The organism is Alteraquisediminimonas sediminicola (assembly GCF_019740335.1).
Taxonomy (GTDB): Bacteria; Pseudomonadota; Alphaproteobacteria; order Sphingomonadales; family Sphingomonadaceae; genus Alteraquisediminimonas; species Alteraquisediminimonas sediminicola.
The window spans coordinates 793,572-817,413 of record NZ_JAHXZS010000001.1 but is presented as its reverse complement, the minus strand read 5'-3'; the positions used below and the strand labels follow the sequence as shown (position 1 = coordinate 817,413).

Here is a 23,842-nt window from a genome sequence, read left to right as displayed (position 1 = left end):
AGCAGCACGGATTTTAGGGGCGATCAGCATGGTACAGGCACGCGGCGAACACATCATCACGGCACTGGATATCGGCAGCTCCAAGATTTCGGCGATGATCGCCGAACGCGATGCCGATGGCGAATTGCGGGTGCTTGGCACCGGCCAGCGTGAAAGCAAGGGCGTGCAGCGCGGCTATATTTCCGATATGCATGCCGCCGAAATGGCGATCCGCGAGGCGGTGGAACAGGCCGAACGCATCAGTGGCGAACATGTGCAGGATGTGTGGGTCGGCTTTTCCGCCGGGGGGCTGGTGAGCGATATTCTCCCGGTCGAAGTCGAACTGGCCGGGCATCGCATCGAACAGGAAGATATTGACGAGCTGTTGTTCACGGGCGGCCAGAATCTGGATGTCGCAGGAAGGATCGTGCTGCATGCCCAGCCGACGCTCTATACGCTGGATGGATTGCAGGGCGTGAAAAAGCCGATTGGCCTGCATGCGGATCGGCTTGGCGTCGATGTGCATGTCGTGTCGGCGGAAAGCTCGCCCGTGCGTAATATCGATCAATGCGTCCGCAATGCGATGCTGGGGGTCAAGTCGATCATCGCCTCGCCGGTGGCGACGGGCTATGCCTGTCTGTCGGAAGAAGAGCGCGAACTTGGCGTGGCCCTGATCGAAATGGGGGCGGGGGTGACGAATATTTCCCTGTTCGCGGGCGGGATGCTGGCGGGCCTGACGTCCTTGCCGATGGGGGCTGCCGACATCACCGATGACATTGCATCGCATTTCGGGATGCGGCGCGAAGTGGCGGAGCGGCTGAAATGCTTCCACGGATCGGCCACGACCAGTCCGCGCGACAATCATGACATGCTCGATATTGCGCCATTGGGCGGCAGCGACGATGGCAGCGATGCGCAGCGCATCACCAAGGCGCAGATGATCGCGGTCATTCGCGAACGCTTGCGCATGATGACGGACGAGATTGAGGCGGCGCTGAAGAGGCTTGGCTTTGCCGGGCCGGTGGGGCGGCAGGTCGTGCTGACCGGCGGCGGTGCCGAGTTAAAGGGCGTGGCCGATTATTTGCAGGGCACGCTTGGCCGTGTGGTGCGGGTCGGGCGGCCACGTGGGTTGATCGGTCTGCCGGAAGCGCATGGCGGGCCTGCATTTTCGGCGCTGGCCGGGCTGGTACATCACGCGGCGAGCAATCCAGCCGATTTGCGCCAATTTGGCATGAGTTCGGATGAATTACCTGGTTCTGGTCGAGGCGAGACTTGGTTAGAGAGGCTGGTAAGACTGTTAAAAACTGCATTTTGAGGTTTGTCCCCAGTTTTTGTCTATATTTTGTATTTTTTTCTCGCATCGCTGATTCAGATGGTGCTATTTATTAACGATTGCCCGACTTGGGGGGCAGCAAAAGGGGAATGTTCGCGATGACCATAGGTTTCACTCATCCTGAAGTCGAAGAACTTCGTCCTCGGATCAGCGTGATCGGGGTTGGTGGTGCCGGTGGCAACGCAATTGCGAACATGATCGCCTCTGACGTGCAGGGCGTGGATTTCATCGTCGCGAACACCGATGCGCAGGCATTGAACGCGTCCGCCGCGGAACAGCGCATCCAGCTTGGCCTCAAGATCACGCAGGGTCTTGGCGCGGGTTCGCGTCCCGATATCGGTCGTGCTGCTGCCGAAGAAACCCTTGAAGAGATTCTCCGTTCGCTCGAAGGCGCGCACATGTGCTTCATCGCTGCGGGCATGGGCGGCGGCACCGGCACCGGCGCTGCGCCGGTCATCGCCAAGGCCGCGAAGGAAATGGGCATTCTGACCGTCGGGGTCGTGACCAAGCCGTTCAGCTTTGAAGGATCGCGCCGTACCAAGTCGGCCGATGCCGGTATCGAAGAGCTGCAAAAGCATGTCGACACCCTGATCGTCATTCCCAACCAGAATTTGTTCCTGATCGCCAATCCGAACACGACCTTCAAGGAAGCGTTCAAAATGGCCGACGAAGTCCTGCAACAGGGCGTGCGCGGCATCACCGATTTGATGGTCATGCCGGGCCTGATCAACCTCGACTTTGCCGATGTGCGTTCCGTGATGGAAGAAATGGGCAAGGCGATGATGGGCACGGGCGAAGCCAGTGGTGACCATCGCGCGATTGAGGCAGCGGAACGGGCGATTGCCAATCCGTTGCTCGACGGCGTATCGATGAAGGGCGCGAAGGGCGTCATCATCTCGATTACCGGTGGCGACGATATGCGCCTGATGGAAGTCGACGAAGCCGCGAATCACATCAAGGAACTGGTCGATCCGGATGCGAACATCATCTGGGGTTCGGCCTTTAATCCGGAACTCGAAGGCAAGATCCGCGTTTCGGTTGTCGCGACCGGGATTGAAGCCGAATCGATGACCCGCCCGGAACAGGCCCCGGCCCGCGTGTTCTCTTTCCCGCCGACGGCCAAGGCCCCGGCACCCAAGGTTGAAGTAGAAGCCGCGCCGATCGTGGTCGCACAGCCTGAAGTGGTCGCAGAACCTGCGCCCGCACCGGTTGTGGAAAGCGTATATGAGGCCGCCCCGGTCGCGAATGAGCCGACCCCGGTGGTTGCGCCGGAGCCTGCGACCTATGCCCCGGCCCCGGTGATCAGCTTCACCGATCCGGCTGTCGCGGACGATACGACGCTGGAACTTGAAACCCCGCTCGCGCCTGTCGCTGCCGCGCCGGTTGATGAATTGCAGTTGGAACCGATGCATTATGTTGCGCCGGAACCGCAGACCCCGGCACCTCAGGCTTATGTGCAGCCGGAGCCGGAAATTCAGCCGACCCGTAGCTGGCTCGGTGGCCAGCGTGCGGCAGAAGCACCTGCCGCTGCGCCGCGTGCGGGTGGCACGTTGTTCGAACGCATGTCGAGCCTTGCCCGTGGTACGGCGGCCCGTCCGGCGGAACCCGCCGCAGACACGAACCCGCTCGATATTCCGCGCTTTTTGAACAAGCAGAATAATCAGTAATTTCTGCCAAATAATTCATTCGAATAGTTCCCGAGGGTCGCACCCCGGATCGGCCCTCCCCGCCCTTATGGACGGGGAGGGCTTTGTATTTCTCGGGTAACTAAGATTGCTGCACCGGCCTGAAACGGATAGAGCAAAAAACATGACAGACTCGCCCGTTTCCCCCGCTGTATCCGGCCCGGATTCACCTGATGTGGTTTCCTTCGGCTATCAGGACATCAAGGCCGAAGAGAAGGCAGCCCGCGTGGGCGAGGTCTTTCGCAATGTGGCCAGCAAATATGATCTGATGAACGACGCCATGTCTGCCGGGATGCACCGACTGTGGAAGGATCGTTTCGTCAATCTCGTGCGCCCGCGCGCAGGGGAGCGTATTCTCGATGTGGCGGGCGGCACCGGCGATATCGCCTTTCGCATGGCGAAGCGCGGGGCCGAGGTCACCATTTCCGATATTAACCCGGCGATGCTTGATGTCGGCAAGGAGCGCGCCGAAAAGAAGAAAATCCAAGGCCTGTCATGGGCGGTGGAAAATGCGGAAACGCTGTCTTTCCCGGATAATAGCTTTGACGCCTATACGATTGCGTTTGGCATTCGCAACGTCACCCGCATTCAACAGGCATTGGGCGAGGCGCATCGCGTGTTGAAGCGCGGCGGGCGGTTTTACTGCCTTGAATTTTCGACCACGACATGGCCCGGTTTTGCCGAGGTTTATGACGCGTATTCGCATAAATTAGTCCCGAAACTCGGCAAGCTGCTCGCGAATGACGAGGACAGCTATCGCTATTTGATCGAATCGATCCGGCGTTTTCCGGATATGCCGACGTTCAAGGCGATGATCGACAAGGCCGGTTTTGTGCAGACCCGCTGTGAGCCGATTCTAGGCGGGCTGGTGGCTATTCATAGCGGCTGGAAGATTTGACCGCCGCCGTTACCCATATGGCCCGGCTGTTGCGCTGGGGCCGGACCCTTGCGCGTCATGGCGCGTTGATGGGGATCGAGCGCGATGTGCTGGTGCCGGCTAAGGTGCGGCGCTTGGCACGGCTGGCGCGGTTTGGCGCGCGCGTGCCTGCGGCGCCCAATTATGCGCTCGCGTTTGAAAAGCTGGGACCTGCGGCGATCAAGCTGGGGCAGGCGCTGGCGACCCGGCCCGATCTGGTCGGTGCAGAGGCGGCGGCTGACCTTGCGCGGTTGCAGGATAATCTGCCGCCCTTGCCATTCGCGCAGATCCGGGCGGCGATTGAGGCGGGGCTGGGCAAGCCGATTGAACAGGTCTTTGCGTCGATTGATCCGGTCGCGGTGGGTGCGGCCTCGATTGCACAGGTTCATCGCGCGGTCACGACCGAGGGGCGTCATGTCGCGATCAAGGTGCTGCGGCCCGGCGTCGAAGAGGTCATGGCCTCGGCGATTGAGACCTATGAATGGGCGGCGGCCCATGCCGAGGCGCAGGGCGGCGAGCTGAAACGCCTGCGCCCGCGTCAGGTCATCGCGACATTCCGCCAATGGACGATGCGCGAGCTTGACCTGCGGCGCGAGGCCGCGTCTGCATCGGAACTGGCGGACGGGATGAAGGCCGAGCCGGGCTTCTTCGTCCCGGATATTGATTGGAGCCGGACCAGTCGCCGGGTGATGACGCTTGATTGGATCGACGGCATTCGCATTGGCGACCGCGAGGCGCTGATCGCGGCGGGCCATGATCCCAAGCAATTGGCGGCGACATTGGTGCGCGGTTTCCTGCGTCAGGCGATCATCGATGGCTTTTTCCATGCCGATTTGCATCAGGGCAATCTCTTTGTCCTGCCCGATGGCCGGATTGCGACGATTGATTTCGGGATCATGGGCCGGGTCAATCGACAGGCGCGATTGTGGCTGGCGGAAATCCTGCATGGTCTTGTCACCGGCAATTATCGCCGCGTGGCCGAGATTCATTTCGACGCGCAATATGTGCCGGGCCATCATAATATCGATGAATTCACGACCGCGCTGCGCGCCGTGGGCGAACCGATCCGGGGCTTGGCGCTGAAGGATATTTCCATCGGCCATATGCTCGATGGGCTGTTTGCCATTACCCGCGATTTCGAAATGCCGACGCAGCCGCATTTGCTGCTGCTGCAAAAGACGATGGTGATGGTGGAGGGGGTCGCACTGACGCTCGATCCCGATATCAACATGTGGGATACGTCCGGGCCGTTTGTGAAGGAATGGCTGCGCACCGAATTGGGGCCGGAAGTGATGCTCGCCGATGGCCTGCGCGCCGGGGTGAAGAGCCTGTTGCGCCTGCCGGACCTGCTGCGCCGGATCGACAATGCGTTTCCTGCGCCCGGTGCTGCGCCGCCGCCCGCGCCCTTGCCGGAGATCCGGATTATCGGGCAGGGCGATGGCCGCTGGTTCCGCACGTTGGCGACCGCGCTGATCGGGGCCATTGCAGGAGCGGCGATAGTATCAGGGGCGACATCCCTTCACTGGCTCGGCTGATCGCCGGTGACAGAACGCCCGCCGCTCGGCCTTTATATCCATTGGCCATTTTGCGTATCGAAATGCCCGTATTGCGACTTCAACAGCCATGTGCGCGATGAAGTCGATCACGCGGCATGGCGTGAGACCTTGCTTGCGGACCTGCGGCATGAGGCGGCGCTGACCCCCGGCCATGAACTGACCTCGATCTTTTTCGGGGGCGGCACGCCGTCCTTGATGCCGCCCGCCACCGTGGCGGCGCTGATCGATGCGGCGACCGGATATTGGCCGGTGGCGGATGATCTGGAGATCACGCTGGAGGCCAATCCCTCTTCGGTCGAGGCTGGACGGTTTGCGGATTTGGCCAAGGCCGGGGTCAATCGCCTGTCCTTGGGGCTGCAATCTTTGGATGATGACGCGCTGCGCTTTCTTGGCCGCGCCCATGGGGTGGCGGAGGGGCTGGCTGCGCTCGATGTCGCGCAAGGGCAGTTTGATCGTGTGACCTTTGACCTCATCTATGCGCTGCCGGATCAGGATTTGGCCGCATGGGAGGCGATGTTGCACCGCGCCTTGGGCTTTGGCACGACGCATCTCTCGCTCTATCAATTGACGATTGAACCCGGCACGCGCTTTGCCACGATGGTGCAACAAGGCGGGCTATTGCCGAAAGACGCGGATGAGGCGGCGGATTTCTTTGAACTGACGCAGGCGATGACTGCGGACGCGGGCCTGCCGATGTATGAAGTGTCCAATCATGCGGCCAAGGGGCAGGAAAGCCGCCATAATCTCGTCTATTGGCGCTATCAGGATTATGCCGGTATCGGCCCCGGCGCCCATGGTCGGCGCGGCGGTATGGCGACGATGCGTCATAAAAAACCGGAAAATTGGATGGCGGCCCTTGCTCGTAATGAACATGGTTGTCAGGAGGAAACCGTGCTGTCGCTGCGTGACCGGGCGGCGGAACGCTTGTTGATGGGGCTAAGGCTGGTCGAAGGCCTTGCGATTCCCGATTGGCAAGCGGCATATATCGATTGGGACCGGGTGGACCGGCTGGTGATTCAAGGACTGATGACGAGGCAGGGCAATCATATCGCGGCGAGTGCCAATGGGATGCTCTTGCTGAATGCGCTGATCGATGCCTGTTTCAAGGGTGACGATGATGGCCGGTAATTGGGGCAAAAAGGGCGAACTGCCCCAGCAATTGGCCGTTCCTTATGTGCCGTTGCGGGTGTTTACCTGCTTTACGATGCTGGAAGGCGCGATTGAGCCGAAGGTGTTGCCAAAGCTCGCGCGCAAGGCCGGGTTCCCGGCGGTCGCGATTGCGGATCGCAACGGGCTGTATGCCGCGATGAACTTTTCGGATGCCGCGAAGAAAGCGGGCATCCAGCCGATCATCGGCACGATGCTGTGCGTGGCGCGGCCAAATGCGCCGGTGGAGCGGCTCGATTGGATCGCTTTGTTGGCGCAAACCGAACAGGGCTATGACAATTTGTGCGCTTTGGTATCGATGGCGCATCTTGAACGGCCCTTGCACCTTGATCCGCATGTGCCGATGTCGGCGCTGGAAGGGCGGACAGACGGGCTGATCGCGCTTACTGCCGGGGGCGAGGGGGGGCTTGCCCGATTGTTCGCCGAAGGCCAGCCGGACAAGGCATTGGCCTATGCCGACCGGTTGCAATCCCTGTTCAGCGGCAGGCTGTATATCGAATTGTCGCGCCGCAATGATCCGGTGGAAGAGGCGGCGGAAGAGTCGTTGATCGATCTGGCATATGCCCGTGATCTGCCATTGGTCGCGACCAACCCGGTGCATTTTGACGCGCCGGATTTCCATGAGGCGAATGAGGCGGCCTTGTGCATCGCGGCCAGTTCGCAATTGGCGGCGGAGGATCATCCCCGCTCCAACCCGGAAAGCTGGCTGAAACCCGCGATCGACATGCAGGATCTGTTCGCCGATCTGCCGGAGGCGATCCACAACACCTTGGTCGTGGCCCAGCGTTGCGCGGCGACCGCGCCCTATCGCAAGCCGATCTTGCCATCGCTGGCCGGTGATCGCGAGGCTGAGGCCGAACAGCTTCGCCGCGATGCCGAGGCGGGGTTGGAGGCGCGGCTTGAAAAGCTCGATTATCCGATTGATCGGCAGGTCTATTTCGACCGGCTGAAATTCGAGGTCGATATCATTATCGGCATGGGCTTTCCCGGTTACTTCCTGATCGTGGCCGACTTTATCAAATGGGCCAAGGGACAGGATATTCCGGTCGGGCCGGGCCGTGGGTCGGGTGCTGGCTCGGTTGTGGCTTGGGCGCTGACGATTACCGATCTCGATCCCATTCGCTTGGGTTTGCTGTTTGAGCGTTTCCTCAACCCGGAGCGCGTGTCGATGCCCGACTTCGACATCGACTTTTGCGAAACGCGACGTGGCGAGGTCATTCGCTATGTCCAGCAGCGTTATGGCGCGGACCATGTGGCGCAGATCATCACCTTTGGGACGATGAAGGCGCGCGCCGTGTTGAAAGACGTGGGGCGCGTGCTGCAAATGCCCTATGGCCAGTCGGATCGCCTGTCCAAATTGGTGCCGAACCTGCCGACCGATCCATGGACGCTGGACCGCGCGTTGAACGGGGTGAGCGAACTTGCCGCCGAATATAAGGGCGACCGCGATGTGCGCCGCCTGTTCGATCTTGCGATGAAGCTGGAGGGTCTGCCGCGCCATAGCTCGACCCATGCGGCGGGCGTGGTGATTGGTGACCGCCCCTTGGCGCAACTGGTGCCCTTATACCGCGATCCGCGTTCCGACATGCCGGTGACGCAATTCGACATGAAGAATGTCGAGGGCGCGGGGCTGGTCAAGTTCGACTTTTTGGGCCTGAAGACTTTATCGGTGCTGCAAAAGGCCGTCAGCCTGTTGAAACGGCGCGACATTATCGTCGATCTTGAAACCCTGCCATGGGATGATGCGGCGGTGTTCGAACTGTTGCAACGCGGCGATACGGTCGGCGTGTTCCAGTTGGAATCCGAAGGCATGCGGCGCACGCTGGCGGCGGTACGGCCCACCAATTTCGAAGATATTATCGCGCTTGTTTCGCTCTATCGTCCCGGCCCGATGGACAATATCCCGAGCTTTGGCGCGCGCAAGAACGGGCGCGAGGAGATCGTCTATCCGCATCCGTTGCTGGAATCGATCCTCAAGGAAACCTACGGCGTCATCGTGTATCAGGAACAGGTGATGCAGGCCGCGCAGATTTTGGCGGGCTATTCATTGGGTGACGCCGATCTGTTGCGCCGCGCGATGGGGAAGAAGATTCAGGCGGAAATGGACGCCCAGCGCGCGACTTTCTGTGAAGGCGCGGCGAAAAACGATATTTCGACCGAAAAGGCGAACGAACTGTTCGACTTGATCGATAAATTTGCGGGCTATGGCTTCAACAAGAGCCACGCAGCGGCTTATGCGCTCGTCGCTTATCATACCGCATGGATCAAGGCACATTATCCGGCGGAATTTTACGCCGCGTCGATGTGTTATGACATGACGGTGACCGATAAATTGGCGATTTTCGTCGATGATATTCGCCGTGCGGGCGTGATCTTGTTGCCGCCCTGCATCAATCATTCGGAGGCCGAGTTTTCGACCGAGGTGCTGCATGATGGCGCGGTCGCGGTGCGATATGGGCTGGGCGCGTTAAAGGGTGTCGGCGAAAAGGCGATGGAGCAGGTCTGCGCCGACCGCGACGCGCATGGGCCGTTCACCTCGATTGATGATTTTGCCCATCGCATCGATCCCAAGACGATCAACCGTCGTCAGATGGAATCGCTGGCCTCTGCCGGGGCGTTCGATCCGCTCCATGAAAATCGGGCGGCGGTGCATGGGGCTTCGGAACAGGTGTTGGCCGTGGCCAGCCAGACGGCATCGGATCGCGACAGCGGGCAGCATGGCCTGTTTGGCGGCAATGATCATCATGACAATGCGGCCATCCGCCTTTCGGAAGATGATTGGGCGTTGTCCGAACGGATGGTGCAGGAAAAAGATGCGTTCGGCTTTTATTTCTCGGCCCATCCGGTCGATCGTTATCGCCATGTCGCGGAAAGCAACGGCGCACGCAGTTTCAGCGCGATTTGCGCCCTGACCTTCCCGACCGAGGGCGGGCGGGTGAATGCGACGATGGCGGCGATGGTCGAGGATGCCCGGTGGCGCACCTCCCAGCGCGGCAAGCGTTATGCACAGGCGACATTCTCCGATCAGTCCGGCCAGTTCACCGCCAGTTGCTTTGATGAGGATGTCGGCAAGGAATTGGAAGAAGGCGCGCGCTCTGGCGAATGCCTGTTGCTGAATGTCGAGCTTGATCGCAAGCCGGATGAGGACATCCCGCGCATCACCATCCGCAAGACACAGCCGCTCGCGACCTTGTCGACCTCGGCAAGGCTGATGCTGACGATCAGGGTGACGCAGGATTCCGCGCTGCAATCCTTGGCCGAGATGCTGTCGACCGAAGAGGGCGGCAAGGGGCAGGTGGTGCTGGAACTGCCATTGTCCGATGGTTTTGGCGAGGCCTATGTCCATTTGCGCCGCAACTTCCTGATCGATGCCGAACTGGCCGGGCGGCTTGAACGCATTCAGGGCGTGGAATCCGCAAAGCTCGAGCAGAACAGCCAAATGGCGCTGCGTCTGGTCTCCTGATAATAGGCTAACGGGCGTTGAAATCGTCCCAAGGCGTGAAATGTGGCGTTAAACGGACGGACGTTGTCGGGCATTTCATGTATCTAACATATTGATATTACATATGTGGTGGTGGCGATACCGCTACATACTTGGCCATGGGCTGCGCACGTGGTTGGTTCGATGATGGAGATGGAGGCTGGATCATAAATCCGGGCCACCCGATCTGAGTTGCGTCAACAATAAACAGGGTCGTCGCTTGCTCATGCCTATTCGCGGCTGCTTTATTTGCGGCGCATGCGGATCGGCGCACCTTCAATAAGGTGAGATCGACGCCTTGTTGTTCAGCGAGGGAGCGTCCGGTCATGATCTTCAAATTAGCGAGCGCCCTTAGGCGACCGGATCGCTTTGGTAGCGCAGATCGTCGTCTTGATACGCGTCATGTAACGATCTTTCGACCGGCATTGATTACGCTCGATGATTTCGAGGGCCTGTGCATGGTCCGCAATATTTCGTCGTCCGGTTTTATGGGCAGCGTGCATACCCGACTGCCGATTGGTCAGCGCATTACCTTGCAGACCCATTTCGATCTTACCCTCAATGCCCAGATCGTCTGGGCCGATGCGACCCATATTGGTGCGATTTTCGATACACCGATCGATATTGACGAGGTGTTGGCGATCATGTCGTGCCGCCATCGCGATGGCATGGTCCAGCGCGCGCCACGGGTCAGCATTCGTTGCAAGGCCACGCTCAGCCGGGGTGAAGATGTCATGCCGGTTGAGGTGCTGGACATGTCGCAAAGCGGGGTCAAGATCGCCGCCAAGGGGCTTAAAACCGGCGAAATCGTCAATATTCTGGTCGAAGGCCTCGATTCACGTCGCGCCACGGTGCAATGGGCGAATGACGGACGGGCGGGCCTGACATTCTTCCGCGCGGTGCGGTTCGAGGAACTGGCGTCATGGGCCATCGATACCCATCAGCGTAACTCCTGAGCGGGCTCTACTCCCCGCCGAGGTCGTAGCCGCTGATATCCGCGAGATCGCTGAACTTGGTGATCATCGCCTCGAACTTCAACGGCACGCGCCCGGTGGAACCGTGACGCTGCTTGGCAACGATCACTTCGGCAATGCCATATGCACGTTCCATTTCCGCCTGCCATTCCGCGAGCTTGGGATCATTATCGTCCGGGCGGCGGGCGGCGATATAATATTCGCCGCGATAGACGAACAGCACAATATCCGCGTCCTGCTCAATCGAGCCGGATTCACGCAAATCTGATAGCTGCGGGCGTTTGTCTTCGCGCTGTTCAACGGCGCGGGAGAGCTGGGACAAGGCGATAACCGGGACATGTAGTTCCTTGGCCAATTGCTTGAGGCCACGGCTGATTTCCGAGATTTCCTGCACACGATTGCCATCGCCACCCCGACCCGAGCCTTGCAGCAGCTGGAGATAATCGACCACGACCAGATCAATCTTGTGCTGGCGTTTCAGACGGCGCGCGCGGGTACGTAGTGCCGCGATGGTGAGGCCGGGCGTATCGTCGATGAACAAGGGCAATTGTTCCAGCTCTGCCGCCGCCTGCGCCAGCCGCCGAAACTCGCTCTTGTTGATTTTACCCATGCGCAGATTTTCGGAAGAGATGCCCGATTGTTCCGCCAAGATACGGGTGGCGAGCTGATCCGCCGACATTTCGAGGCTGAAAAACGCGACCGCCGCGCCAAGGGACTTGCCTTCTTCCATCCCGTCTTCGCGGTCGCGGATCAGCCGCTGTGCTGCGTTGAACGCGATGTTGGTGGCCAATGAGGTCTTGCCCATGCCGGGACGACCCGCAAGGATGATCAAGTCGGACCGGTGCAGACCGCCCATTTTGGCGTTCATGCTATCAAGGCCGGTGGTGATGCCGGAGACATGGCCGCCGCTATTGAATGCGCGTTCGGCCTGTTTCACCGCCTCGGTCGCCGCCTGGACAAAGCTTTTGACCGAACCGGATTCGCCGCCTTGTTCCGCGACCTTATAGAGTTCTACTTCGGCCTGTTCGATCTGGCTTTTCGGATCGACATCCTCGGAGGTGTCCATCGCCTGTTCGACCATCGTCCGCCCGACGCCGATCAAGGCGCGGAGCAGGGCGAGGTCGTAAATCTGCTGTGCGAAATCACGCGCGCCGATCAGCGCCGCGCCAGAGCCGGTCAGCATCGCGAGATAGCCGAGGCCGCCCAATTGCTTCAGCCCCTCATCCGCCTCGAACATCGGTTTGAGGGTGACGGGGTTGGCGACCATGTTGCGGTCGGCAAGGCGCAGGATCGCCTCATAAACCCGGCCATGCACGGATTCAAAGAAATGCTCAGGCTTGAGCTTGAGCTGCACATCCTCGACCAGCCGATTGTCGATCATCAACGCGCCCAACAGCGCGGCCTCCGCCTCGATATTATGGGGGAGGACGGTTTGGAGGCCGCCATCTTCGGACGGGATCAGTCGGATCGTTTCAGCATTCATACTGCTTCATGCGCCGGATCGGCCCTGTGGCGCAAGTCTGGCGCTTATCAGGGTTGTTGGCGATAGGCGGGAAAAGCCTGTGGATAAGTTGCGGCGCTTACCGCGCAGGATAGCGCAAACGGCCCAGAAAGCGCGTCATGCTGAAACGATGATCGGCGCGGGATTTCCATCCGGCCTTGGCCTTTTCGATCTTCATTACATCGCCCAGCCGTCGTTCAAGAAATGCCTTGGTCTCGGACAAGTCCGCGCTGTCGTCCGCGAGCCACGCATGTTGGGTTGCGTGATAGACCGCGAGCAATGTCGCGCGCTTGGTATAATGGTTGAAATCGCTGGCGTGATCGCCCGCCAGCCGCCAGATCACATCCGCCGTCCGCCAGCCGAGTTGCAGTCCCTTGGCGGCATTTTGCGGCAAAGCGAGGATGGACAGGGCGCGGCGCACCGCATCCTTGCGCCCTTGCATCGCGGCAAAACGCGCATGGAGTGCCGCGCGGACCTTGCCGGTCATGCCGAGCGCGCGGAATTGATCATTGTCGCACACCGCGATCATCTGCTGGTCGATCTGGTCGATCCACGCATCGATCATCTGGACCTTGCCCTCGGGAAAGGCGAGCCGCGCGTGATCCGGGTTAAGGCCGATGGCCCGCGCCGCATCATCTCGCGCCATGTCGCCCCAGCCGTCGAACACCGCATTGGCGGCGATATGCGGGGCAAGTGCCGCCCGCATATCTTCCAATGTCATGTCCTCGATATCAAGCTGGTGCGTCATGCGTGGGGCCTTAAAGGTCAGGAACGGGCGGCACGGGCATCGGCGGCGTGTCGCGGTCGTCTTCGTGAATGTCGATGATACCACGGCCTACATGGCTCTTGCGATAGCCATAAGCGAAATAGACGAGCAGCCCGATACCCGCCCAGACCGGCAGGACCAGCATCGCTTCAAGCGGCAAGTTCACATACAGGCCGATCGTACCGATAATCGCGAGCGGCGCTACAATGGCGATGGCCGGGGTGCGGAACGGGCGATGGCGCTTCGGGTCGGTCTTGCGCAGCACCATCACGGCAATCGCGACCATGAAAAAGGCGAACAACGTGCCGGAGTTCGAGACATCCGCCAGCTTGCCCACCGGCAAAAACGCGGCGGCGATGGCGACGAACACGCCGGTAATGCCGGTGACGATGTGCGGCGTATGCCATTTGGGATGCACATCGGCGAGCTTTTCCGGCAACAGGCCGTCGCGGGCCATCACGAAAAAGATGCGGGTCTGGCCGAACATCATCATCAAGATGACGGACGGCAAAGCGAGAAAGGCCGCAAGGCCGATCATATTGCCCATCCACGGCCAGCCGAGCGTTCTCAGCACATGGGCCAGCGCCTCTTTCGAGCAGGCGAGCGGTTCCGTCAAACCCGAAGCGACAATCGAGGCGCATTGGTCCGCCAGCGCCTTGCTGCCCGGATAGAGTGCCTCACCAGCAGGGCCGACGACCGGCTGTGAATCGATCGTGCCGACCGCGCCCGCCGACACGAGCAGATAAAAGACCGTGCAAATGCCAAGCGAACCGATCAGGCCGAGGGGGACGTTGCGCTGCGGGTTTTTGGTTTCTTCGGCAGCGGTCGACACGGCATCGAAGCCGACATAGGCAAAGAAAATCGAAGCCGCCGCGCCGATGACGCCAAGGCCCGCGCCCTTGCCCTCGCCGAACCAGCCATTGGGGGTGAAGGGCTCGAAATGCGCGCCGTTGATCATGGGAATGGTAATCGCGATGAACATTGCCAGCGCCGTCACCTTGACGATGACCAGCACGGCATTCACGCGGGCGCTTTCCTTGGTGCCGATCATCAACAGGCCGGTCACCAACAGCGAAATAATCAAGGCAGGGAGGTTCACCACACCACCGGCATAAGGGCCATAGGCCAAGGCATCGGGGATATGAATGCCGAGCGAGGATTGCAGTAGACCGACGAAATATCCGGACCAGCCGACCGATACCGCGCTTGCCGCCACCGCATATTCGAGGATCAGCGCCCAGCCGACCATCCACGCCATCAATTCGCCCATCACCGCATAGGTATAGGTATAGGCCGAGCCGGACACCGGCAGCATCGCCGCCAGTTCGGAATAGCACAGGGCCGCCACCGCGCAGACGAGACCGGCGATGACAAAGCTCCACATCATCGCGGGTCCAGCCTTTTGCGCGGCCTCGGACGTCAGGACGAAAATCCCGGTGCCGATGACGGCGCCCACGCCAAGAAGGGTCAATTGCATCGCGCCCAATGTGCGGTGCAGAGATTTTTTCTCTGCGGTGCGCAAAATGGCATCCAATGGTTTGATGCGACCAAAGATCATTATTTTCCCCTCTGAACCGACCCTGTTAGGCGTGGGCAAACCCTAACCGCAAATCATGTTGGCGCAACAATTATCGCTGTTATGAGCGGGGAATCATCTCGCGCATCTGGCGACCGCCAAAGATGTGGATATGGAGGTGCGGCACTTCCTGATGGCCATGGCCGCCGATATTGGCGAGCAGGCGATAGCCGGGCGCGGGAAGGCCCTGTTCCCGGGCGACATGGCCGACCGCGCGGATGAAGCCCGCAATCTCGGCATCATCGGCGGTGGTGGTGAAATCGTCCCAACTGACATAGCGGCCCTTGGGGATCACCAAGATGTGGATCGGCGCTTGCGGATTGATGTCGTGAAAGGCGAGGGCGAACTCGTTTTCATAGACTTTCTTGCTGGGGATCTCATCGCGCAGGATTTTGGCGAAGATATTCTGATCGTCATAAGGCGCGGTGGCATCAATCGGCATGTCGTCGAAGTTCCGTCAAATATGGGGGCGGGATGCTTTTTCGACCAGCCCGGATACGCCGTCGCGGCGGTCGAGTTCGGCCATGACATCATCGAAGCTGAGATCCATATCGGCCAACAAAATCCCGAGGTGGAACAACAGGTCGGCGGCTTCCTTGATGATCTCGTCGCGATCGTTCGCCATCGCCGCGATCACGGTTTCCACCGCCTCTTCGCCGACTTTTTGCGCGATCTTGCCACGGCCACGCGCGGTGAGCTTGGCGACATAAGAGGAGGAGGGATCTGCAACGCGGCGTTCGCGAATAATCCCGGTGAGTCTGTCGAGGGTTGCCGTCATGCGCGCATCTGGCGCGGCAGTGGTGCCAGCGTCAAGCCCGAACTGGCGCGCTTCATTTATCCCGCGTCCGTCGTTTGCGGCTCAGATGCCGTCCGATCAACAGCCCCGCCACCCCAATGGCAAACAAGGTATATTCGGTCGGTTCGGGCAGATCGACCGGGATGGCGCCGGATTCCGCCAAGGGCCAGCAGGGGCAAGACGCATCGGCGGGGGCGGCATAAGCGGGCGATGCCATGAAACAGGCCATCGCTGCGATCATCACCAGACTTGCTTTCGAGCATAGCCCTGATTTCATAAGCATAAGCTACTCCAGACATGACAAGTCTTGGGCGCGCTTATACCGGCAATAATAAGGGATTAGCAATCATCCTTACGAATATGTGAAGGCTTAGCCGTTTTTTGCCTGTGGCTTGGGGCTTAAATAGCGGGAAACGAACAGGCCCAATATGCCGGTGATGAGCAGCACGCTATTGCTCGGTTCGGTGATATTGGTCGTGGGGATGAGCGACACCGCATAGCCAGCGGAGGTCGCGAGCGCCACGGGGATTACTATCGCCATGAACAGGCGCAATTTTGAACGCATACGCTACTCCTACAAAACAAGTTGCCCGCCCGTACAGGCTGGCCACGGCCAATGCTTAGCAAGGCCTCGGCCAATTTCGCTTAATGTCCGAAACATCGGGGGTGACGAAGGTTAATGGCGATGATGATGGCGAGGCGGGGGTCTGGCGAGTGTAAAATCTGCCGACAGTCCTTAGGTCTGAGGATCAGAACATATATTTAATGTTGATCGCCTGATGCGGGGTCGCGCTGTCAATCAAGAAGCTGGCGGCGCGAAAGGAGGGCGGGCCGAATAAAATGACCGGATTGTTGGAAAAGCCAAAGCCCTCAAACGGGATACCAAGCCGGGTATCGAGCTTCGCATTATTATTTTCATCATGGATCAGCGATAACGCATAACGCCCATAAGGCAGATCGCCAAAGCGCACATTGCCTGCATCGCCGGCGGCAATATTGAGGTGGCGGGCGGCCGGGTCTTTGCTGCAATCGGGGAAATATTGCCGGTCGCGCGTCAGGCAAAAGCGCACGACCCCCTTTTGCGAGCGCAGGGCGGATATTTGCACATCCAGCACGGCCCGTGCGCTGGCCGGTTCACTGGCGATGTCGGTTGCGGCCTGTGTAGCGGGGGGCGCAACAGCCGCCATCGCAACGAAAGCAGCTGTGAGGGTTACGCGATACGCATTTTCCATCGGCCTTAGTCGCCGGCAAAGGTGAAGGGAGTCAAGCCGCGTTCGCGATCATTGACCACCAATTCACGACCAAGCGGCGGGGCGGAGCGCTGCGGGCAATCCTTGCGCGTGCAAAAGGCGCAGCCCGGCCCGATCGGCGTGACGGGACCATGTTCAAGGTCGATGCCCTTGGCGTCGGCAAGGCTGCGGGCCAGCCGCGCCTCCAGCCCGATGGCGACTGAAAACTCGGCCTCGATCTGATTGAAATTGCGGCCATGCGGATGCACCGTGCGGGCCATGGTCAGCCAGCGGCTGCCATTTTCCATCTCGACCAATTGACGCATGATCTTGCCCGGTCGATCAAAGGCGTGGTGGACTTGCCATAACGGACAGCGCGTGCCGCCTTCGACCAATGCGCCGTTGCTCGCCCCTGCATAACGTTTCGAGACCTGCCCGGCGCGGTCCATCCGGACCATGCAAAAGGGCAGGCCGCGCGCGCCGACGCGATAGAGCGTGGTCAGGCGATGCGCGACCATTTCAAAGCTGACGCCAAAACGATGAGGCAGGATGACGAGATCATAGCCCGTGCTTTCGCAGGCGCGCAGGAAGCGGGCATAAGGCATCAGCACAGCCGCCGCGAAATAGCTGGTCAAATGGCGGCGGAAAAAGCGTTCGGCGGTGCGGTCTTCGAATTGCGCGCCTTGGACGAGGCTGTCGATTTCGCTTTTCGCTTCCAATTGCGCGATCTGAAAGGCGGTTTGAAAGGCGCGCGAGGCCGCGTCCAACAGTTCCGACAACTGCAATTGCCGCGCATGGAGATCGAGCCGGCGCAATCGGTCGGGCATTACATCCACCGGCAGGATCCGAATGTTGAATTGATGGGTGACGCGCAGCCGTTCGCTGAGCGCGGCATAGATATCGCTGCCCGACAGGCGCAGTTCTTCGGCCAGCGCCTCGGCCTTGTAATCGAGATCGGCGAAATGGTTGCGCCAGCGCTCGATCTCGCGCCGGACGGCGGCGACGCTATCGGCCTCATCCACCAGCGTCCCGCTGCTGCCCGCCGATTGGCGTTCTGCGCGGTCAAACAGTCGGGCGAAGGCCTCTGCCGTGGCCGGGGCCGATTCGAGCCATGCGAGCAGTTCAGCGCGATCAATGCCAAGGTCGGCGAACAAAGGGTCCTGCAACCGTCGCCGCATCGCATCCGGGCCGCCGCCCGGATCATGGCCGACCAGACTGCGCGGATCGAGGTCGAAACGGTCGCTCAGCTTGAGCATTAGCCCTGCCGTCAATGGCCGTTGGTTGCGTTCGAGCAGATTTAAATAGCTGCTGGAAATGCCTAATTGCTCGGCCATGGCATTTTGCGCCAGTCCGCGCGCGCGGCGCAGGCGGCGCAGCGCGTGTCCCGCAAAGATTTTCTGTTCAGACATGACACGGCGCTCCGGTTGGTAAAAGTGTAAATAATACACAACAGTTTGTGGTGCAAGCGTGACTGGATGACCGATGAATCTGATCGCAGGTGCTGGCATTTTCCGCAGTTCTGCGGATATGAGGGATTCGTAACGCAGATCTCGGCCTTTTTTGGTGAAAATCACCAGTAAACGCCTGATTGATTTGTAAAGAGTTTCACACTTTAAAGCCGCCGCACATCGGCCGCTTTGCACCAGCTTCTTCTGGGGAGGAGAAGAAACACCCGCCCGGGCAACTGGGCGGGTGTTTTATTATTGCCCCACATCCGGACAAACTTAGGCTGGCGAGATTGCCTGCCAGCGGATATGGAAGCGCCATCATCCGCTTCTCTATTTTTAAGGAATGCCCATGCGCCCTTCAGGCCGCTCTCCCGATCAAATGCGCTCTATCTCGATGGAGCCGGGCTTCACCTGCCATGCCGAAGGCTGCTGCTTGGTCAGCTTTGGCAATACGCGGGTGCTGGTCACCGCATCGATCGAAGAAAAAGTGCCGCCGTTCATGCGTGGCAAGGGAGAGGGTTGGGTCACGGCGGAATATGGCATGTTGCCGCGCGCGACCCATACTCGTTCCAGCCGCGAAGCCGCCAAGGGCAAGCAATCGGGCCGTACACAGGAAATTCAGCGCCTGATCGGTCGTTCGCTGCGCGCGGTCGTCGATATGAAGGCCTTGGGCGAACGCCAGATCACCATCGACTGCGATGTGATTCAGGCCGATGGGGGCACCCGCACCGCGTCTATTTCGGGCGCTTGGGTCGCGTTGCGCCTTGCGGTTGACAAGCTGCTGGCCGAGGGCAAGCTCACCGTCGATCCGATCCAGAACAAGGTCGCGGCGATCAGCTGCGGTATTTATGAAGGCGTGCCGGTGCTCGATCTCGATTATATCGAAGACAGCAACGCCCATGCCGATGCCAATTTCGTCTTGATCGGCGATGGCAATATCGCCGAAGTGCAGGCCACGGCGGAAGGCGCTACTTATGATGAGGAAGCGCTGCTGCGCTTGCTGCGTCTGGCACGGATCGGTTGCGCGGAAATCTTCGCGGCGCAGGACCGCGCAACGGGGCGCTGATCCATATGGTCGACCATCGCAAGCTGGAGCCGGGCAAGCTCGTTATCGCCAGTCACAACCAAGGCAAGGTGCGAGAAATTCGCGCCTTGCTTGGCCCTTATGGGTTGGAGCCGGTCTCCGCCGGGGAATTGGGGCTGGACGAACCGGAAGAGACTGGCAGCACCTTTATCGCCAATGCCGAATTGAAGGCGCGGGCGGCAGCGCTCGCATCCGGCATGGTGGCATTGGCCGATGATAGCGGGCTTGCGGTGGATGCGCTGGACGGCGCGCCGGGTATTTATTCGGCGCGCTGGGCCGGGGATGCCAAGGATTTCGGCCTCGCGATGCAAAAGGTGCATGAGGCGATGGTCGAACTGGGCGACGAAACCGATACCGCGCGCTTCCTGTGCGCGCTGTCGATTGCATGGCCGGATGGGCATGTCGAAAACTTCCTTGGCCGGGTCAATGGCCGCATCGTCTGGCCACCGCGCGGGACGGCGGGCTTTGGCTATGATCCGATCTTCCAGCCGCTTGGCCATAACATCACCTTTGGCGAGATGGAGCCAGAGGCCAAGCACGCGATCAGCCATCGCGCGGATGCGTTCCACAAGCTCGTGCGGGCGTGTTTGACGCTTTAGTTTTTAACCTCAGTCGCCGGGGGCTCTTATTTTCTTCGTCATGCTGAACTTGCTGCAGTATCTAGACCGCGCCCGCAAATAGATGCTGCGCCCGAAGGCCAGCGCAGCTAAACCAGTTCAGCATGACGAGAGAAGGGGGCTTGTGCAGGCCCCCTTCCTAAATCGACTGAAAATAGGCGCGGATCACCCATCCGATTTTTTCGCGCTTGGACGTGCTGATCCGCTGGTCCCATGCCCTATCGCCCAAACGGGCGGCGGTGCGGGCGATGTCGCCATAAATGCCCGCCGCCGCCAGCACGGCCCAGCGGCAGCGGAACGGCAGTTCCCGTGCGCCGATCCGGGCCTTGGCCTCATATACCGCTGCCATATCGGCCATGCGGGTGGTGAGGCGGGCCAATGCAGGTAAATGTGCGGGGTTCATCACATCAGCCGGGTCGACACCCTGTTCGATCAGCCATTCAACCGGCAGATAACACCGCCCCGCAGATGCATCTTCGGCAATGTCGCGGGCGATGTTGCCGAGTTGGAATGCAAGGCCCAGCGCCTCCGCCGCCTCCAATGTCGCCGCATCATCGGGGCGCACCCCCATGACCAGCGCCATCATCCGCCCGACCACGCCCGCGACATGATAGCAATAACGGATCAGATCCGCTTGCGATTGCGGTCGCCAGCCCGCCGCATCCAGCCGAAACCCCTGAATGAGATCCATCGGATAGGCGCGGGGGAAAGCGCACTCATTCGCCACCAAGGCCAGCCCGTCAAATGCCGGATGGCCGGTCATCTCGCCATCGAGCGCACGGGCCGTCATTGTCTCGATAAAGGCGAGGCGGGTTTGCGGATCGTCCGCCGCGCCCATCGGGCCGCCATGGTCCTGCCCATCGGTGACATCGTCGCAATAGCGGCAATAGGCATAAAGTAACCACGCCCGTTCCCGCGTGACGGGATCGAACAGCTTGCTCGCCTGACCAAAGGATTTGGACCCGCGTTCGATGCTGGCCTTCGCTTGGCGAACCAGCGATGCGCGATCAGCGGCGCAAGTCATCAAGCATCAATGCGGCAGTCGCCTTGGCCGAACCGACAACGCCCGGAATGCCCGCGCCCGGATGGGTGCCTGCGCCGACGAAATAGAGATTGTCGATCACATCGTCGCGATTATGGGTGCGGAACCATGCGGATTGGGTCAGCACCGGTTCAAGGCTGAACGCGCTGCCGAGATGGGCCTGCAAATCTTGCTCGAAATTTTTCGGCGTGTAATGGAATTGGGTGATGATCCGCGCGCGCAGATCGGGGATCAGGCGCTTTTCAATTTCTGCGAGAATGCGCTCGGCATAGATCGGCCCATAGACCTCCCAATCGATCGGCAGCTTGCCCAGATGCGGCACGGGGGCAAGCGCATAAAAGGTTGAACAGCCCTCCGGCGCCATGCTCGGATCGGTCACGGTCGGGTGATGGAGATAGAGGGAGAAATCCTCCGCCAACACGCCATGATCGTAAATATCGGCCAGCAATTCCTTATAGCGCGGGCCGAACAGGATCATATGGTGCGGAATGCCGGGCCAACTGCCCTTGATCCCGAAATGCACGACGAACAATGACGGCGAAAAGGATTTGCGCTCCAGCGATCGCATCGCACGTTCGCCCCGGATGGACCCTGCCATCAGATCGCGATAGCTGTGGACGATATCGGCATTGCTGGCGACGGCATCGGCCTCGCTTTGCCAGCCGCTTTCGGTGATGACGCCGGTCGCTTTGTTGCCCATCATCAATATTTCTTCGACTGGATCGCCAAGGCGCAAACTGCCGCCCAATCGTTCGAACTGCGTCACCATCGCCGCGATCAAGCGGTTGGTGCCGCCGCGCGCGAACCAGACGCCGCCATCTTTTTCGAGCTTGTGGATCAGCGCGTAAATCGCGCTTGTCGCCATCGGATTGCCGCCGACCAACAAAGTGTGGAACGACAGCGCCTGACGCAATTGCTCATTTTCGACATAGCTCGACACAACCGAATAGACCGAGCGCCACGCCTGATATTTCGCGAGGGCTGGGGCGGCCTTCAACATCGCGCCAAAGTTCAGAAAAGCGACATGGCCAAGCTTGACATAGCCCTCTTCATACACGCCCGCCGCATAATCGAGGAAGCGGCGATAGCCCTCGACATCCTTGGGATTGAGCTTGTGGATTTCTTCCATCAACGCGGTTTCGTCATTGGAATAATCGAAATTGGTGCCGTCCGGCCAATTCAGCCGGTAAAAGGGCATGACCGGATCAAGCGTCACATCATCGGCCATCGAGCGGCCCGATAGCGACCATAATTCCTGTAAACAGGCCGGATCGGTGATGACGGTCGGACCGGCATCGAACACGAACCCGTCTTTCTCCCAGACATAGGCGCGGCCACCGGCCTTGTCCCGTGCCTCGACGATGATGGTGGCGATGCCCGCCGATTGCAGGCGGATTGCCAGTGCAAGGCCGCCAAAGCCCGCGCCGATCACAATTGCTTTTTTCAACGCATACCCTTTTTTCGTTCAAACAACTGCCCTAGCGCGCGCCAGATCGATACCGGGGGCCGGCCCATCAGGATGCGCAATTTATCGCGCCATGTCGCGTTGGACGCATAAAAACGTTCAATCAGCCGCTGATCCAGCCGGTAAAATTGCGCCATGATGCGGAACCGGGCATCCGGCTCTGCCGCGCGGAACAGCATCCGGGCGAGCAGGCGGTAATAGCCGCGCTCTTTCCAGCGCGCGCGCGCATCCTGATACAGCAGATCATGTAGCGCAGTGGCCGAAAAATCCCGCTGTGCCGCGATCAACAACGCGCTGCGCACCGCATCGGGCAAGGAATAGCCGGTCGTTGGGTGGAACAGCCCGGCGCGTAACCCGATCTTTGGCACCTCCGCACCGCCCGATTGCCAATAGCCGTCGAAATCGCCGCCCATCGCAATCGGCAATACGCCCGATTCCTGCCGGATCAATGTCCGGCGATGCCAGCCATGGCGGTCGGCATAATCGGCGATCCGCCCGGCCAGCACATCATGATCGAGTGTCGGATCATCGGCGTAATAGGTGTCCTCCACCAACAGGCTGTCGCTGGTAAAGGGCAGGGTATAGACAAAGCGATAGCCGTCGATTTGCGGGATATTCGCATCCATGATGACCGGTTGATGCCGCCCATGGCCACCCGCGACCTTGATTTCCTGCCCGACGAACTTCTGCCAGCCGAGATCGAGATAATCGAGATCGCCCGTGCCGCGTGCATCGATGATCGCGCGCGCCTCAAATCTGGTGCCATCGCGCAGTTCGACATGTCGCGGGCCAAGATCGACAATAAATTGGCCGGTGAAGATCGCGCTCTCCGGCAATCTTGCCCGCACGGCTTGGTCGAGTTGTTCCGATCGGATCGAGCAATAGGTGCTGTGCAGATCGCGCGACCGGGTGGGGAAGCGGACTTCATAGCTGGGCCATGCGTGGCTGATGAGCGGGGTGATAAGGGCCAGCCCCTCTGGCGAGAGGTCCTGATCGAAAAACGACCAGAGATGATTGCCGCCGAAAGTGTCGCCCTGTTCGATCAAGCGCACATCGAGTGAGGGGTTGCGCTGATGGAGGGCCAGCGCCGCAAGGCAGCCCGACAAGCCGCCACCTGCAATGGCGATATCGCATTTTATCGTTCGACCCATAATGAGGAGCTTAGCGAGACAAGCGGGGCGTGGGAAGGGGCGGTTAACGAACTATGCGCTCAAGATGGCGTGAATG

At 60.1% G+C, this 23,842-nt stretch carries 21 protein-coding genes; 9 read left to right on the top strand and 12 right to left on the bottom strand.

The annotated features are described in order from the left end of the window. Positions 1-28 precede the first annotated feature (28 nt). The 7 genes from ftsA to K6117_RS04035 all read left to right on the top strand — a co-directional run bounded on the left by ftsA (position 29) and on the right by K6117_RS04035 (position 11,073). The gene (gene ftsA, locus K6117_RS04065; protein ID WP_221792432.1) at positions 29-1,294 is read left to right on the top strand and encodes a cell division protein FtsA; all 1,266 of its coding nucleotides are present in this window, start codon (positions 29-31) and stop codon (positions 1,292-1,294) included. Between the two features lie 116 nt (positions 1,295-1,410). Next, the gene (ftsZ, locus tag K6117_RS04060; protein ID WP_221792431.1) at positions 1,411-2,979 is read left to right on the top strand and encodes a cell division protein FtsZ; all 1,569 of its coding nucleotides are present in this window, start codon (positions 1,411-1,413) and stop codon (positions 2,977-2,979) included. Positions 2,980-3,121: 142 nt separating this feature from the next. Beyond that, entirely contained in the window at positions 3,122-3,895 is a 774-nt protein-coding gene (ubiE, locus tag K6117_RS04055; protein WP_221792430.1) for a bifunctional demethylmenaquinone methyltransferase/2-methoxy-6-polyprenyl-1,4-benzoquinol methylase UbiE, read from the top strand. Beyond that, positions 3,892-5,448 carry a 2-polyprenylphenol 6-hydroxylase gene (gene ubiB, locus K6117_RS04050; RefSeq protein WP_221792429.1) on the top strand — a complete coding sequence of 519 codons (1,557 nt, stop codon included), beginning with the start codon at positions 3,892-3,894 and terminating at the stop codon, positions 5,446-5,448. Before ubiE ends, ubiB begins: the two co-directional genes overlap by 4 nt. A 6-nt stretch (positions 5,449-5,454) precedes the next feature. Then, entirely contained in the window at positions 5,455-6,597 is a 1,143-nt protein-coding gene (gene hemW, locus K6117_RS04045; protein WP_221792428.1) for a radical SAM family heme chaperone HemW, read from the top strand. Continuing rightward, entirely contained in the window at positions 6,587-10,099 is a 3,513-nt protein-coding gene (dnaE, locus tag K6117_RS04040; protein ID WP_221792880.1) for a DNA polymerase III subunit alpha, read from the top strand. The genes hemW and dnaE overlap by 11 nt, the downstream gene beginning before the upstream one ends. 344 nt (positions 10,100-10,443) lie before the next feature. Next, positions 10,444-11,073, top strand: a complete 630-nt coding sequence (locus K6117_RS04035; RefSeq protein WP_221792427.1) for a PilZ domain-containing protein — start codon at positions 10,444-10,446, stop codon at positions 11,071-11,073. A 7-nt stretch (positions 11,074-11,080) separates the two neighbouring features. On the opposite strand, the gene K6117_RS04030 is transcribed toward K6117_RS04035, so the two are convergent. The 9 genes from K6117_RS04030 to K6117_RS03990 all read right to left on the bottom strand — a co-directional run bounded on the left by K6117_RS04030 (position 11,081) and on the right by K6117_RS03990 (position 18,368). After that, positions 11,081-12,574, bottom strand: a complete 1,494-nt coding sequence (locus tag K6117_RS04030) for a replicative DNA helicase (RefSeq protein WP_221792426.1) — start codon at positions 12,572-12,574, stop codon at positions 11,081-11,083. A gap of 97 nt (positions 12,575-12,671) precedes the next feature. Further along, entirely contained in the window at positions 12,672-13,340 is a 669-nt protein-coding gene (locus K6117_RS04025; RefSeq protein ID WP_221792425.1) for a COQ9 family protein, read from the bottom strand. Positions 13,341-13,350: 10 nt separating this feature from the next. Further along, entirely contained in the window at positions 13,351-14,916 is a 1,566-nt protein-coding gene (locus K6117_RS04020; protein ID WP_221792424.1) for an amino acid permease, read from the bottom strand. 79 nt (positions 14,917-14,995) lie between these two features. Beyond that, positions 14,996-15,376, bottom strand: coding sequence for a histidine triad nucleotide-binding protein (locus tag K6117_RS04015; protein ID WP_221792423.1), 381 nt, complete (start codon positions 15,374-15,376; stop codon positions 14,996-14,998). 15 nt (positions 15,377-15,391) lie between these two features. Beyond that, positions 15,392-15,712 carry a phosphoribosyl-ATP diphosphatase gene (locus K6117_RS04010; protein ID WP_221792422.1) on the bottom strand — a complete coding sequence of 107 codons (321 nt, stop codon included), beginning with the start codon at positions 15,710-15,712 and terminating at the stop codon, positions 15,392-15,394. A gap of 52 nt (positions 15,713-15,764) precedes the next feature. Beyond that, the gene (locus K6117_RS04005) at positions 15,765-15,971 is read right to left on the bottom strand and encodes a hypothetical protein (protein ID WP_221792421.1); all 207 of its coding nucleotides are present in this window, start codon (positions 15,969-15,971) and stop codon (positions 15,765-15,767) included. Between the two features lie 129 nt (positions 15,972-16,100). Further along, a complete protein-coding gene (locus tag K6117_RS04000; protein ID WP_221792420.1) occupies positions 16,101-16,295 on the bottom strand; it encodes a hypothetical protein in 195 nt (64 codons plus the stop codon). 184 nt (positions 16,296-16,479) lie between these two features. Further along, positions 16,480-16,962, bottom strand: a complete 483-nt coding sequence (locus K6117_RS03995; protein WP_221792419.1) for a DUF2141 domain-containing protein — start codon at positions 16,960-16,962, stop codon at positions 16,480-16,482. Positions 16,963-16,967: 5 nt separating this feature from the next. Next, a complete protein-coding gene (locus K6117_RS03990) occupies positions 16,968-18,368 on the bottom strand; it encodes a helix-turn-helix domain-containing protein (protein WP_221792418.1) in 1,401 nt (466 codons plus the stop codon). 388 nt (positions 18,369-18,756) lie between these two features. Here K6117_RS03990 and rph point away from each other — a divergent pair, with 388 nt between their 5' ends. Then, entirely contained in the window at positions 18,757-19,473 is a 717-nt protein-coding gene (gene rph / locus K6117_RS03985; protein WP_221792417.1) for a ribonuclease PH, read from the top strand. A gap of 5 nt (positions 19,474-19,478) precedes the next feature. Next, complete coding sequence (gene rdgB, locus K6117_RS03980; protein WP_221792879.1) at positions 19,479-20,090, top strand: RdgB/HAM1 family non-canonical purine NTP pyrophosphatase; 612 nt, start codon at positions 19,479-19,481, stop codon at positions 20,088-20,090. A 157-nt stretch (positions 20,091-20,247) separates the two neighbouring features. Here rdgB and K6117_RS03975 read toward each other — a convergent pair whose 3' ends face one another. From K6117_RS03975 to crtY, 3 genes are read right to left on the bottom strand one after another with little or no spacing between them, the layout of a single operon-like run. Further along, positions 20,248-21,132 (bottom strand): phytoene/squalene synthase family protein, encoded by an 885-nt coding sequence (locus K6117_RS03975; RefSeq protein ID WP_221792416.1) that lies wholly within the window; start codon positions 21,130-21,132, stop codon positions 20,248-20,250. Continuing rightward, on the bottom strand, positions 21,116-22,597 hold the full coding sequence (locus K6117_RS03970; RefSeq protein WP_221792415.1) for a phytoene desaturase: 1,482 nt from the start codon (positions 22,595-22,597) through the stop codon (positions 21,116-21,118). The genes K6117_RS03975 and K6117_RS03970 overlap by 17 nt, the downstream gene beginning before the upstream one ends. Further along, a complete protein-coding gene (gene crtY, locus K6117_RS03965; RefSeq protein ID WP_221792414.1) occupies positions 22,594-23,766 on the bottom strand; it encodes a lycopene beta-cyclase CrtY in 1,173 nt (390 codons plus the stop codon). Before crtY ends, K6117_RS03970 begins: the two co-directional genes overlap by 4 nt. Positions 23,767-23,842: the final 76 nt, after the last annotated feature.

What these genes read in the sequence shown, in the direction of transcription:
- K6117_RS04025 (WP_221792425.1), bottom strand. Translation starts at nt 13,340, where the DNA reads ATGACGCACCAGCTTGATATCGAGGACATGACATTGGAAGATATGCGG.
- K6117_RS04015 (WP_221792423.1), bottom strand. Translation starts at nt 15,376, where the DNA reads ATGCCGATTGATGCCACCGCGCCTTATGACGATCAGAATATCTTCGCC.
- K6117_RS04035 (WP_221792427.1), top strand. Translation starts at nt 10,444, where the DNA reads ATGATCTTCAAATTAGCGAGCGCCCTTAGGCGACCGGATCGCTTTGGT.
- ftsZ (WP_221792431.1), top strand. Translation starts at nt 1,411, where the DNA reads ATGACCATAGGTTTCACTCATCCTGAAGTCGAAGAACTTCGTCCTCGG.
- K6117_RS04020 (WP_221792424.1), bottom strand. Translation starts at nt 14,916, where the DNA reads ATGATCTTTGGTCGCATCAAACCATTGGATGCCATTTTGCGCACCGCA.
- K6117_RS04005 (WP_221792421.1), bottom strand. Translation starts at nt 15,971, where the DNA reads ATGATCGCAGCGATGGCCTGTTTCATGGCATCGCCCGCTTATGCCGCC.
- K6117_RS03995 (WP_221792419.1), bottom strand. Translation starts at nt 16,962, where the DNA reads ATGGAAAATGCGTATCGCGTAACCCTCACAGCTGCTTTCGTTGCGATG.
- ftsA (WP_221792432.1), top strand. Translation starts at nt 29, where the DNA reads ATGGTACAGGCACGCGGCGAACACATCATCACGGCACTGGATATCGGC.
- K6117_RS03990 (WP_221792418.1), bottom strand. Translation starts at nt 18,368, where the DNA reads ATGTCTGAACAGAAAATCTTTGCGGGACACGCGCTGCGCCGCCTGCGC.
- crtY (WP_221792414.1), bottom strand. Translation starts at nt 23,766, where the DNA reads ATGGGTCGAACGATAAAATGCGATATCGCCATTGCAGGTGGCGGCTTG.
- K6117_RS03975 (WP_221792416.1), bottom strand. Translation starts at nt 21,132, where the DNA reads ATGACTTGCGCCGCTGATCGCGCATCGCTGGTTCGCCAAGCGAAGGCC.
- rph (WP_221792417.1), top strand. Translation starts at nt 18,757, where the DNA reads ATGCGCCCTTCAGGCCGCTCTCCCGATCAAATGCGCTCTATCTCGATG.
- ubiE (WP_221792430.1), top strand. Translation starts at nt 3,122, where the DNA reads ATGACAGACTCGCCCGTTTCCCCCGCTGTATCCGGCCCGGATTCACCT.
- rdgB (WP_221792879.1), top strand. Translation starts at nt 19,479, where the DNA reads ATGGTCGACCATCGCAAGCTGGAGCCGGGCAAGCTCGTTATCGCCAGT.
- K6117_RS04000 (WP_221792420.1), bottom strand. Translation starts at nt 16,295, where the DNA reads ATGCGTTCAAAATTGCGCCTGTTCATGGCGATAGTAATCCCCGTGGCG.
- dnaE (WP_221792880.1), top strand. Translation starts at nt 6,587, where the DNA reads ATGGCCGGTAATTGGGGCAAAAAGGGCGAACTGCCCCAGCAATTGGCC.
- K6117_RS04010 (WP_221792422.1), bottom strand. Translation starts at nt 15,712, where the DNA reads ATGACGGCAACCCTCGACAGACTCACCGGGATTATTCGCGAACGCCGC.
- K6117_RS04030 (WP_221792426.1), bottom strand. Translation starts at nt 12,574, where the DNA reads ATGAATGCTGAAACGATCCGACTGATCCCGTCCGAAGATGGCGGCCTC.